Annotated in this window: 9 protein-coding genes; 5 read left to right on the top strand and 4 right to left on the bottom strand. The window is 45.7% G+C overall.

All coding sequences use genetic code 11. The annotated features are described in order from the left end of the window. Positions 1-5 precede the first annotated feature (5 nt). Both F0220_RS18650 and F0220_RS18645 read left to right on the top strand, forming a co-directional pair. Entirely contained in the window at positions 6-812 is an 807-nt protein-coding gene (locus tag F0220_RS18650; protein ID WP_105599339.1) for a hypothetical protein, read from the top strand. 52 nt (positions 813-864) lie between these two features. Beyond that, complete coding sequence (locus tag F0220_RS18645) at positions 865-1,431, top strand: nitroreductase family protein (protein ID WP_091017915.1); 567 nt, start codon at positions 865-867, stop codon at positions 1,429-1,431. A gap of 20 nt (positions 1,432-1,451) precedes the next feature. Here the strand turns inward: F0220_RS18645 and F0220_RS18640 are convergent, their stop codons facing one another. Then, positions 1,452-2,909, bottom strand: coding sequence for a 4-hydroxyphenylacetate 3-hydroxylase family protein (locus tag F0220_RS18640; RefSeq protein ID WP_105599338.1), 1,458 nt, complete (start codon positions 2,907-2,909; stop codon positions 1,452-1,454). Between the two features lie 202 nt (positions 2,910-3,111). After that, positions 3,112-3,264: a DUF1540 domain-containing protein gene (locus F0220_RS18635; protein ID WP_076209985.1), complete on the bottom strand. Its 153-nt coding sequence runs from the start codon at positions 3,262-3,264 to the stop codon at positions 3,112-3,114. A gap of 561 nt (positions 3,265-3,825) precedes the next feature. On the opposite strand from F0220_RS18635, the gene F0220_RS18630 reads away from it, so the two are divergent. Continuing rightward, entirely contained in the window at positions 3,826-4,638 is an 813-nt protein-coding gene (locus F0220_RS18630) for an AAA family ATPase (RefSeq protein WP_105599337.1), read from the top strand. A 66-nt stretch (positions 4,639-4,704) separates the two neighbouring features. Here F0220_RS18630 and F0220_RS18625 read toward each other — a convergent pair whose 3' ends face one another. Both F0220_RS18625 and F0220_RS18620 read right to left on the bottom strand, forming a co-directional pair. After that, positions 4,705-6,171 carry a HAMP domain-containing sensor histidine kinase gene (locus F0220_RS18625; RefSeq protein WP_105599336.1) on the bottom strand — a complete coding sequence of 489 codons (1,467 nt, stop codon included), beginning with the start codon at positions 6,169-6,171 and terminating at the stop codon, positions 4,705-4,707. Further along, positions 6,156-6,842 carry a response regulator transcription factor gene (locus F0220_RS18620; protein WP_091017907.1) on the bottom strand — a complete coding sequence of 229 codons (687 nt, stop codon included), beginning with the start codon at positions 6,840-6,842 and terminating at the stop codon, positions 6,156-6,158. Before F0220_RS18620 ends, F0220_RS18625 begins: the two co-directional genes overlap by 16 nt. Positions 6,843-7,034: 192 nt before the next feature. Between F0220_RS18620 and F0220_RS18615 the strand changes: the two genes are divergently transcribed. Together F0220_RS18615 and F0220_RS18610 are read left to right on the top strand one after the other, a co-directional pair. Next, a complete protein-coding gene (locus tag F0220_RS18615) occupies positions 7,035-7,751 on the top strand; it encodes a YceI family protein (RefSeq protein ID WP_105599335.1) in 717 nt (238 codons plus the stop codon). Positions 7,752-8,006: 255 nt separating this feature from the next. Beyond that, positions 8,007-12,383 carry a glycosyl hydrolase 53 family protein gene (locus F0220_RS18610; RefSeq protein WP_181155470.1) on the top strand — a complete coding sequence of 1,459 codons (4,377 nt, stop codon included), beginning with the start codon at positions 8,007-8,009 and terminating at the stop codon, positions 12,381-12,383. Positions 12,384-12,449 lie beyond the last annotated feature (66 nt).

The following is a 12,449-nucleotide window of genomic DNA, read 5'->3' as shown; positions in this document are numbered from 1 at the left end:
AGATCATGTTAAGACATAATGTTCAGGCAGCGATGCCAGTCGGAAGGAATGACCTTCCTGAACGTCTGCTTGAAGATTACAGATTGGAAGAAATGCTGCGCAGCCCACACCGATTCATCCGCCCTGAACCAGTGTCTGAGCAGCGTTTTCCACTGCAATGGAGGCACCGTGTACAATATGCGGTGAGCCATGCGGTCAATGCCTTCTACAGTCTCGACCCCGATGTTCGAAAAGAAGTACCCGTGCAGTATTTACTTGAGAAGTGGTGGCCCAGAAAGACGGATGGTTTCGAATCTGTTCTCCATTACTGGGATGTGAAGAACAAGATTACAGATGAATTGTCACTCGCTATTGCAATGAATGATGATCTGAAGCATCCAGCCATTCTTTTTGAACAGTGGAGAACGGAGTTACCTTCATTATCCATGCATTTGTCGATGATATTTCAGGCGGCCTGGCAACCAGAAGGCTGGGATTCGCTGCTTATTCAAAAATATATGGTTGTCCATGATCCAAACGTAGTTGAGGCGTTTCAGCATATGGTCAGTGCATTCTGCTGGGAAGCTTTCGGAAAATTACCGGGTATGATCGAGATATACTGTTTGTTGGAAGGACGCAAAATTAGGTACATCCCTGGACGCCAGTCTCTGATACGTTCCATGGACTACATTCGCTTGATACGTGACAGCATGCCGCAAGCAGAAGTGGTGGAGTCAGAACAGTTTACGACGCGTGATAAAGCGCGCATCCACGAAGAGGTAGATCGCTGGAAAACGGAAGCCGTTGAACCGAAGAAAACATGGTTGATGTGAAGGCGATTGAAGGATAACGATATATCATGTAGATAGAGGAGGGAAAGTTACCATGTCTACCGGTCTAAGTCAAGATATAAGCAGCGGCAAGAGACGTGCAGGAACATGCGAATTCAGTCCGTTGCCAGTACCCCAGTCGGTTATACGAAAGTTGCTTGATGAAGCAGATCCTTCATTATATGTAATGAGTTCAGAACCTTGGAGGTTTATGTTGTTTGCAGGCGAAGGACGACAGCTTTATCTGGAAGCGGTCAGACAGAGCTATCCACCGCATCTGGCTGATCGCTACGGCGACTGGGCTACATATCAATACACGGAAGCAATCCCTACCCATCTGGTTGTCGTGGCGCCTAAAAATGCCCGTGAGGATCATCTTCTGCCGGCCAAAGCCTGGAGCAAACGCTTTAGTATTCTGGCTGCGGAACAGGGTTTGAATGCGGTCTGGAAGATTAATGATTATCAACAACATCCTGTGTTTATGAATTTGATGGGTTTGACAAGTGAAGAGAAGGTTCTGGGGGTATTCCATATCGGTTACGGAGACCAGCCTGCATTGCGGGATATGGATGCAAGCAGACCAGCCTCTGAACTGATGACGGTCTATGACCATCTGGTATAAAAAAATGTTCATTAGTTCTCTTATTTGCTGGTGTTGAATAGAAAATCACGAACGAGCTGACGATTCGTCTGATCTTTGTTATATACGGAGTATAATCGATTGGATACTGTAAGGACATTGCCAAAAAAGAATCGTTCGAATTGGGTCTGTCTGCCCCCGAATGATCCAGCCCCAAGCTCCCAGATCAGGCGGAACAGAGCATTGCGTTCATAAGAAGCCATATCGTTCCCTTTCAGATATATATTCAGTGAAGGAGCGATATCGGATTGAAACTCTTCTTCCTGAGGGATCATAATTACCCCGCTCGAGCCCAAAAGTTGCAGAATTTCAATCATCTCAGGATAAAGTTTCGGAAAAAGCAGATTGGCTGCCATCAATGGTTTGGGTGCAGGTAATACAAATCCTCTTCCGTCTGGTATGGCACCTGCCTCTGCGGCCAAAGCCAATGCTTTTAACGATTCAAGACCTGCGAACAGACGTGCAGTTTTCTCAATAACATGTGCTTCCGTATTCAGATCGAGAGTATCCGTGAGAAGCTGAATTGTACCGAGAACAAATTCCGTCTTGGCAATATAACGGCACAATACCTGATGACCTGCGTGAATATGAAAGTTACTGCCACTGAAGAGACGCGAGGACATTTCCTCACTTCCTGCAAAAAATATTCGTTCATGCGGAACGAGCACCCGGTCAAAGATGACGATATTGTCCATTTCTTCATATCTGGAGCTCAGGGGATAGTTGGTGTGAGATTCAGCTGCGTAGGTATCCCTGCATACCAAACTGATACCCGGAAGATCATTGGGGACAGCAAAGGAGAATGCAAATGGATTTTCGTCATCAAATGGGGCAGGAGAAGGGGACGGATAGACAAAAATCTCATCCGAAGTGGCAGCTTGTGTAGCCATCATGAATGCTCCGCTAATAATGAGACCTTCCTCGGTACGATCTACGACCTTTGCGGCAATAGCATCCTCAGTGGCATCCAATTGCCCTGAAATTTTGCTGGCATATGGCTGGATAAAGGCATGCGATAGCGTAATATCATGATCACGGCAGTAGGCATAATAATTCTTGAGATTTTCTGCATATTGGGGAGATAATTCGTTCAGGAGATCCGCACCTGTGTAAAAGGACATGATGGCTGTATTCATGTAATCGGGTGAGCGACCAAGAAAGCCATGATGCACATTTGCCCAGATATTCATCCCTTCCCGGCGTTTACGGAGGTCGTCTGCACTGGTTGGAGGCAGGAAGGATATGCCCACCGGTTTGCCGTCTGCAGGGGAGGCATACGTCATCGTTTCTGCAAATTTAGGATCAGATTGCAGATCATACATGTACATCTGAGTCTCCATTAAACCAGCAAATGCTACATGTTCAGAGCGTTTTCCAGTAATAAGGTTACCTTTGTACCAGCAAGGGACGGACTGTGCATCAATTCGTTCGCGATACTGTGTGCCACTTTTAACAGGCATTGTTATTCACCTCTTGGTTCTAATCGTTCATGGGCATACTGACTTCTTACGTAGTGTACGTAGGTCATCTGTCCAATGTGCATTTAAGAGGTGAGAAGGATTTTTACAGATTAGGCCTTGATAATAATTATCATTCTTGTTACAATAGACAAAGAAAAAAGGAACCGGTAAGGGCTCCTTTAAGTGAATCACATGAGATTACTTATTTTACTTCAAAAGTCTTACAGTCTGTTTCAGCAGACTGACTTGCTTCTTTGTTACTGTGACTCACGATGTAGATCGAAGAAGCGTTACATTTGTTCTCTTGAGCCCAGTGACGACAGGAATTAACTTCACACAATACGTCTTTTGCCATGATTGTTAACCTCACTTTAATTGGATTACAGTCGTTGGTATAAAGATCCGGATATAACAAGTTGCCGCTTGCCAATCTGGAAAATTTTTGCTCTCACGAAATTCGGAGGGCTTTTTTGCGTTATACACAACGATGCACACTTAGAATAGCAAATTTTATTGAAGCTTGCAACCAAATGCCCCCATCTGTGGCAAAATAGTGGACGTGTTGTGGTTATATTTGCAAAAAGGCAGTAGTATGTTATTATTTAATAGTAATTATTACTATTAATAGTCTGAATGATTCTATATAACTTGAACTAAGCATTTACATGAAAACGGAGAGGACAGAAAGAACCTGAAGAAGCGGAGCTAAAAGCTTTTTGAAAAAAAGCTACATCGGAAGCATATACTTCGCCTTTATCCCCGGATTTCCCCTCTAGGGAAATAATCAAAAAATCTGGGGATAACAGTGATCGGAAGGTTGTTCTGACATCGAAGTGGTCAGTGTAAATATTTATTAGTTCAACTTATATAACTTGAATTACGGACTGAAACTATAAATGAAGGAGCATGTGTATAGATGAGCAAAATAAACCATATGAACCGGATTCCCCGCGCGAAAGGGATCGATATGGCTGCTTTTTACACGCCGAAAGAGTGTAGACTTAAAGCCCAGCATATTGTATTTTCCGCTGAAAATGAACGCATCATTAATGAATTTGTCACCATTCTGGGCATGAAAGAGAAGTTCAGAGAGCATGATGTATCAATCCCCAACAAAATGGTCATGTTCGGGCCACCCGGTACGGGAAAAACATTAACGGCATCACATCTGGCGGAGCGCCTTGATCTGCCATTGGTTCTTGTGAGATTAGATGCGATCATTCATAGCTATCTTGGGGAGACGGGCAGTAATGTACGCAAGTTATTCGAATATGCACGAATGAATCCCTGTGTGTTATTTCTGGATGAATTTGATGCCATAGGCCGGACACGTGAGAGCAATGATGAAGTGAAAGAGATGGCTCGTGTCGTCAATACGTTATTGCAATGTCTGGACGAATTCGATGGGGACAGCATTCTGGTGGCTGCAACGAACCTGGAAACCCAACTGGATCACGCCATCTGGCGGCGGTTTGATACGAAGATGACCTACGGTATGCCTGATGATTCAAGTCGTAGATTGTATATCAGCAAGTTGGTGGGGGCATTTGAACAGGAGACCCGGCTGGAAGATTACATATGTGAACGCTTGGCAGGGTGCAGTTATGCGGATATAGAGCAGATCGTTCTGAAAGCAAAACGGAAAGCGATCATTGCCAGCAGTACACTTCGTAAGCAACTGATTTCGGATGCTTACGATGAATATAGGCCACGTGTATTAGAGTGTTGAGTGTTGAAATAGCCCAAGCTCCTGAATGGAATCCTGGGCTATTTGTCATGTTAGCATGCTGCGACGTTACACTTTAACGGCTGCACCGTATGCTTTTTCTGTATTCATAGCTTCTTGTGTTGCAGTCCAGCGTGGCAGGCTTAATCTGAACATGCTGCCTTCCGGGCTGCTGGAGACAAGTGTCAGTTCACCGCCCTGTTCCTGAGCGAGTAGCCGGCTATATGTTAATCCTAGACCCAGACCGCGGTTACGACGTTTCTTGATTTCTCCACGATAGAACCGTTCGAAGATTTTGGGTTGTTCTTCGGCTGCGATGCCTGTGCCGTGGTCCTTAACATCAACGTACAGCATCTGTTCTTCTGTACTTAGATAAATATCGAAGACAGCCTTTTGTTCAGGAGCTGTGGCATGAAGTGCGTTATTGAGCAAATTGACAATGATCTGCTGAATGCGGAGAGCATCCCCCATGGTAAAGAAGTTAATCGGAGGGGCGTGCAGCTGAACCTCTGGCATTTTGTCCTCATACGCAATCTTCCACTGATAGATGATCTCACCGACCAACAATTTCAGATCCGTCCGTTCCTTGCGAACGGCAACACTTCCTGCAGCCATGGCGTTATAGTCAAGCAAATCTGCGACCATTCGCTCCATGCGTTCAGATTCTTTCAAAGCGATATCCAAAAATTCTTTACCTTCCTGTGGACTCACGACATCGTCACGTACTGCCATAACGAGCCCCTTGATGGAAGTTACCGGTGTCTTGAGTTCATGACTTACCCCTGCCAGCGAAAGTGTACGCCATTCTTCGAGTTGTTGGAGACGAGTAGCCATATCGCGAAATGAATTTACAAGTTCATTGATCTCACGTTCTCGTGTATCCAAGTCAAGACTCACATCATAATTGCCACCTCGAATCTGTTCAGCGGCATAGGCGACCTGACGAATCGGTCTGGATAACTTTTTGGACAGGAGATAGATTGTAAACCATCCACAGAGGATTAGTCCTCCGAGGATTAGAGCCACGAGCCCTATCGTCTCTGGACCAAATGTAATGGATTGTTTGGACTGCATGACCCACACTTTACCCAAGGTTTGATCGCCCTCGGATATGTTGACCGTTACACCTGCATATTTGTTGTTTCGAGGTTCAAGATAGTCGTCTGACAGTCGATAATGCACATCTTTTTGCTCCATTTTAGGCTGGGAAAAGATCAATTGATTGTTGTTGTCCAAGATCATGACACAAAAATAATGATCTGTATTAAATAGTTTCTCTCGCTTGGTTACCAGTCTGTCCAGATCGGGTGGAACCCGAAGCATATTATTTTCACTGGTCACATGATCGGCAATCTCGAGACCAAGCAGTTCTGCGGTTTTGAGGCTTTTCTCAATGGAAGTTGTTCGAATCCAGTAGAGTGCCCCTGCCGCAATAATCGTGAAACCAATGCACAAAATGAGAAAATATCGCAGTGTCCAGTGTGACAGAATGGATATCGTTCGTTTGGGTTTCTTCTGTTTCAGTTGGCGATCCAAAATTGATACCCCATTCCTCGCAACGTCCGAATTTCTCCCGTATCTGGCGACCAGTGGGAGAGGGCTTGACGTAGTCGTTTAATCGATAGATCTACAGCACGGTCACTGCCATCATAGTCCATCCCCCATACCTGTTCAATAAGATGATCTCTGGTAAATGTCCGATTCGGATAATCGGACAGGAAGAACAGTAACGACAGATCACGAGGTGTGAGTGCAACCTCTGCTCCGTTCAGCAACACCTGCTTGGCAGCAAGATCAACGACGAGATTTCCAAAGGAACGCTTCTCTTTGCCACCTGAGGTCCAATGTGGATTACGACGCAACACCGCATTAACTCTGGCGACCACTTCTTCCGGTACAAAAGGTTTGCTCATATAATCGTCAGCACCAGCATTCAGTCCGTTGAGACGGTCTGAAATGTCATCCAGTGCGGTTAGCATGATCACGGGACAAGCACTTTTTTCACGAATAATCCGCAGCAGATCCCATCCGTCCATTCCTGGCAGCATCACATCAAGTAATACAAGGGAAGGCGTTACGGTATCAAAAAGGGTAAGTGCAGTCGGTCCATCTGCTGCATGATGAACTTCAAATTCTGCTTTTCTCAGATAAGCAGCCAATACTCGTGCAATAGCTTGCTCATCCTCGACGATAAGTATGGATTTCAAGAAAAGCGTTCTCCTTTCGCTTTGTAAACTTGTACTGATTTTACATGAGCTAGAGCGTAAAGCCAATCCTGTATTACGGATTTCAAAAAAATATGGGACTTGTCTTATCTTGACTTCTTCCTGACACATTCAATTGATATGATTCACTCCAAGAAGCAACCTAAACAATCATGTACTGGAGGAAACATAGAGATGAACAAGAAAGCAAAAGCATGGCTTATAACAGGTGTAGCGGCGGTTGCCGTAATCGGTGGCGGTGGTTACTATATCACAAACAGTTACTTGGGAAACAACGTGGAGATTGAGCAGGTGCTTCCTGCGAGCACAGCGACATCCACAACAGCTGTAGATAGCACAGGAGCGCCTGTAGCCAATGAAACTGCAGGAGCAGAGCAACTGAACGGAGACTGGAGCATCAGCGAAGGTTCCAAAGTATATTTCTCCGTAACCACATCACAGGAGACCGTTAACTTTGTGGACGAGCAGGTAACAGGGAATTGGACAATTAATGTAGACGATGCTGCTCAGATGAAGGCAGAAGGACAGATCAAGATGGATGGAATTGATTCCGGGAATGGACAGCGTGATGGTCACGTGAAGCAAGCCGATTTCTTCGACGTTGCTACATATCCACAAGCTACATTTACAGCGACTTCATTTGAAGGGGTACCCGCTGAATGGCCTGTAGGTCAAACGGTTGATATCAAGATGAAGGGTACTTTAACCGTTAGAGGTATCGAAAAAGAAGTCACTTTTGATGCAAAAGCGGCTTATGAGAATAACGAAGTGTTGTTGTCGGCGACATCGATGGTAACCTTCGAAGATTTCGGAATGAAAAATCCGCACTCGGTTGTGCTTTCGACAGAAAATGATATTCAGGTACAGCTTGAATTAAAACTCTCCAAATAAGTATAGCAACGATCATATACCTAAAAATCTGTTCTGCATCCGCATTCCGGTGCACGGACAGATTTTTTTGTTTCTTACAAATCATGTGATTCTTATAGCACAAATGTAACTTATTCGCGATCATATTGTTAAAATAACTGCTGTTTCCTTTGGAAAATGCCGTGTTATCCACCACTATTAAGCGCTTACAATGAGGAGGATTCATTACATTCATTGATCCATGCACAATCAAACACAAAAAGGGGGAGATCAAGAGTGAATAAAAGGTACATAAGTGGTTGTCTGGTCTTACTGATGCTGTTCTGTGATCTGGGACTGATGGTTCGTCCAGCGGCTGCGGAAGATGCAAAAGTGAACGTGGCACTTAACAAGGCGGTTACGGTAAGTGAGCAAGATCTATTGTATGAGGGACAAAAAGAAAAGGCGGTGGATGGTGATGTGAATACTCACTGGAGTGCGAGCTCACCTTCTTCTGAAAGCAATCCTCATTGGTTGACCATAGACCTAGGTGCGCCATATGAGCTTTCCGGAGCGGAGTTGACTTGGAAGGACAAAGACCAAGTTGTAAAATATTTGATTGAAGTATCTGATGATGGTAACAACTGGTCGACTGTTGTGGACCAAACGACTAACGATATAAAACAGACTGTCGCCAGTGAAGAATTCCAGACCCGTACATCTGTCCAGTATGTGAAGGTTACGATTCCGTACTATGCGGGAGCAACTTGGTGGCCGGGGATATCCGAGCTTAAAGTCTGGGGAAAAGAGGAAAAAATTGATCCAGCAACCATTACCGGATACGATGCTGTTCAGGTCAATACAGTAGCTGGGGTTGCACCTGTTCTGCCAACAAAAGTGACAGCGAAGTATCTGAACGCCAAATCTGGTTCGGTTCCAGTGGAATGGGAAAGTATCGACCCTTCAGAGTACGCACATGCGGGCAGCTTTACCGTGACGGGTGCAGTATATGGAGCCCCTCTTCAACCGGAGGCCACTGTATCAGTTGGAGGATACCGGACGGATTACGTAAGAGGAGTGGATATTTCCACCTTAACTGCCATTGAGGCTAATGGAGGGAAGTATCTGGATAGTAATGGCACAGAAAGGGACTTGCTCGATATACTGAAGGATCGCGGTGTCAATTATGTACGTCTTCGTCTATGGAATGATCCACAGAAATCAGGGGGCTACAACGATAAGAAAGATGTAATTGAGTTAGCCGCACGGGTGAAAGCAAAAGGCATGAAAGTGCTGCTTGATTTCCATTATTCTGACGAATGGGCTCATCCAGGACAGCAGCTTCGTCCAAAGGCATGGGAAGGTCTGTCATTTGATGAGTTGAAACAGGCCGTATACGACTATACATTTGAAGTTGTGAGAGACATGAAAGCAGAGGACGCCATGCCTGATATGGTGCAGATCGGTAATGAGATCAACAGTGGTGTTCTGAACGGCTTGAGCAGCGACGTGGATTTTAAGCAAAATGTTGCATTGCTGAAAAGCGGAATTGATGCTGTACGTGCAGTAGAAGGAGAGATCACCAATAACGCTGATAAGGTTCAAATCATGATTCATCTCGCAGAAGGCGGCAAGGCGGATACGTTCGACTGGTATTTCAGTGAGCTGGAGAAAGGCGAACTGGAGTACGATATCATCGGACTTTCCTATTATCCGTTCTGGCATGGAACATTTGCAGATGTGCAGAAGACCATGAATAAAGTATCTGACAAATTCAAAAAAGACGTGATTATTGCCGAGACTTCGTATCCATTTTCATATAAAAACGGGGATGCACACGGTAATATCATTGGATCGGATGAAGCGCTTCATGTTGGGGGAGCAACATTCCCTGCAACGGTACAGGGGCAATATGATGCTATTGCCGGCATTATGGATATGATTGCTGACGTGCCGGAAAACCGCGGAGCAGGCTTCTTCTATTGGGAGCCCGCATGGATTGCCGCCAATGTAGGCTGGATTGATTCCGAGGGAGATGCATGGGAAAATCACGCCATGTTCGACTATGATGAATTTCCTGAGAATGGTGGATACTCCTACGAAGGACGTGCCTTGCCATCACTGAATGTGTACAAACGTGGATTGAGTCTTCTGCCCGCAGACCGCCAGCAACTGGATGCGGCACTTACACGAGCCAGATCATTGGTACAGACTGATTTTACTCCGGAAAGCTGGGGGACTCTGGCTCCGGCAATCTCGGCAGCGGATGACGTAAATCGTCAGGCATACACGCCGGGTGGGGTAACGCAAGCAGATACAGATGCAGCGACAACAGCACTAGAACGTGTGATGCAGCAGATGCAGGTTATCGCCCCGCAGCTTGACGAGCTCAGAGCTAAAATAGCGGAAGCGCGTACGTATCAGCAGACTGACTGGTCTGCGGCCACTTGGGCGGTATTGACCAAAGCGCTGGAAGGCGCTGAGCAGGTCTTGAATGATCCAAGAACAACACAGACGGATGCGAATACAGCGGTTAAACGTTTGCATGATGCCATTCAAGGTCTATCCAATGTGGACAAAACACAACTGCACCAGTACATTCAACAAATGCAGCAGCAGAATGAATCTTCCTATACACGCCGGAGCTGGTCTGTATTGCAACAATCTTTGAAGGTAGCGATTCAGGTCCGAGATAACCAAGCTGTTGTCCAGTCTGAGGTGAATTCAGCACTGAGTATGTTGAAACAAGCCTTTACTAATCTGGTCTCTCTGGAGGCTTTAACAACGGGCAAAACGGCAACGGCTTCAAGTAGTGCAGGGACAGGAGGTAATCAAGCCAACTCTCCTGAAGGTGCAATTGACAACAATCCGAACACTTCATGGGGAACGGATAAGAGTATCGGAAGCTGGTGGCAAGTGGATTTGGGACAAGTCGCTAACCTTCGCAAGATCGAGATGTCGATGTGGAGTGGCGGTATCAAGTACAAGATTGAAGTGTCCAATGACAACCAAAATTTTGTGAAAGTAGTGGACACCACAAGTGATGTGGTTGTATCAACCGCACCTAGCCATGTTCTTCCAGAAGGCACGGAGGGACGTTATATTCGCGTAACGATTACAGCAGGTCCTACATGGGTAGGATTCATGGAATTTGAAGCTTACGGTACGTACCCGGCTGACAAATCTGCACTGCAAGTTACTGTAGATAACGCTGAGAAATTAAAACAAACTGATTACACGACTTCAAGCTGGAATGTATTCAGTAAGGCGCTTTCTGAAGCGAAGGCGTTCATGCTGGATGTTGAATCTTCAACGCAAGATGTAAGCAATGCGGATCGGTCGTTACAAGATGCTGTGAGTAAGCTTGTGCGTCAAGATGGTACACCTGGCCCTGGTCAGCCATCACAACCAAGCGTACCTTCACAACCTTCCAACCCGGGAACAGCTCCTTCAACGGGGAATCCGGCTGAAACACCACCGGTTGAACCTGGGAATCCGCCAGTTAAGGGTTCGATCACGATAAAAGGAACAGCAACTGGGGATGACAAGTATTCGATTCGTCCGGATGCATCCCAATTAACTCAGGCACTGCAGTCCATGGATGCAGGAAATCGTACGTTGAAGCTGCTTGCAGATGTACCTGACACAGCCGAGACAGTCACATTCCAATTGGCTGCAAGTCAATTGGCAGCATGGGTTCGTTCCGAGGAAGTAAAATCTCTGGATGTAGTCGTAGGACAGACTACCGTTCGTGTTCCTCTCAAATCACTGCCGCTAACCATTGCAGAGACTGTGGGAACGTTCGACATTGTAGTGGCAAAAGGATCAACAGATGCACTATCCACATCTCAAAAAGCAGCAATCGGTCATCATGCGATTGTTGATGTGAATTTGTTAATGAACAATAAGCCATTGCAATGGACAAACAGAGCGGTTGAAGTTGCTCTATCCAATGTGGAGCAACCTAAAAAAAATGATGTAGTTATGGTTGTACATTCCATATCTCCAAGTGGAGAAATGAAACCTGTTACGTATTCCAAGTACGATGACAAGACCAAAACGATGACGTTCAAACCGCTGGAATCGGGCAGTTATGTCATTACAGAAGTTGAAGTGCCATTACATGATTTGCAAAATGACAATTGGGCAATCCAAGAGGTACAGAACCTCTACGGTAAAGGGGTTATTTCGGGGATGAGCGCAACTCGTTTTGCCCCGCAAGGTGAACTGACCAGAGCACAATTTTTGCAAATGATTATTAAAGGTATTGGTGATACACGCCAGCCGAATCCATCTATTTCGGTCCCAACAGATGTGAAGGAAGGGCAGTGGTATGCCGATTCAGTACGACTTGGAATTGAGATGAACATTATTCAAGGCCGAGCGGATGGAAGCTTCGGGGCCAACGAACGGATTTCACGAGAAGATATGGCCGTTATGCTGAATAGAGCTCTTCAAGTTGTGCAACGTGAGGATGCAACCCATTCTGTACCAGAAAATATGGTGTTTGTAGACAACGATGAGATCGCGCCATACGCCAAAGAGGCTGTAGCCTCGATGCAACAACTTGGACTGCTAAATGGCATGCCTGATGGCACGTTTGCTCCGAAAGAAACAGCGAACCGTGCACAGGGAGCTGTTGCAATCGCCAGATTAATGGAACAACTGTATTAGAAAATAACAAAGCAGGTAAGGAGATCGAATCAACTGATTCGGTCTCTTTGTTTTGCGGAAAAAAAG

Source organism: Paenibacillus sp. 37 (genome assembly GCF_008386395.1).
GTDB classification, from domain to species: Bacteria; Bacillota; Bacilli; order Paenibacillales; family Paenibacillaceae; genus Paenibacillus; species Paenibacillus amylolyticus_B.
Note: the sequence above shows the minus strand (reverse complement) of the source record. Positions and strands in the feature narration are given on the sequence as shown.

Excerpts from the sequence above, each read along its gene's own strand:
- F0220_RS18650 (WP_105599339.1), top strand. The coding sequence starts at position 6 with ATGTTAAGACATAATGTTCAGGCAGCGATGCCAGTCGGAAGGAATGAC.
- F0220_RS18645 (WP_091017915.1), top strand. The coding sequence starts at position 865 with ATGTCTACCGGTCTAAGTCAAGATATAAGCAGCGGCAAGAGACGTGCA.
- F0220_RS18640 (WP_105599338.1), bottom strand. The coding sequence starts at position 2,909 with ATGCCTGTTAAAAGTGGCACACAGTATCGCGAACGAATTGATGCACAG.
- F0220_RS18635 (WP_076209985.1), bottom strand. The coding sequence starts at position 3,264 with ATGGCAAAAGACGTATTGTGTGAAGTTAATTCCTGTCGTCACTGGGCT.
- F0220_RS18630 (WP_105599337.1), top strand. The coding sequence starts at position 3,826 with ATGAGCAAAATAAACCATATGAACCGGATTCCCCGCGCGAAAGGGATC.
- F0220_RS18615 (WP_105599335.1), top strand. The coding sequence starts at position 7,035 with ATGAACAAGAAAGCAAAAGCATGGCTTATAACAGGTGTAGCGGCGGTT.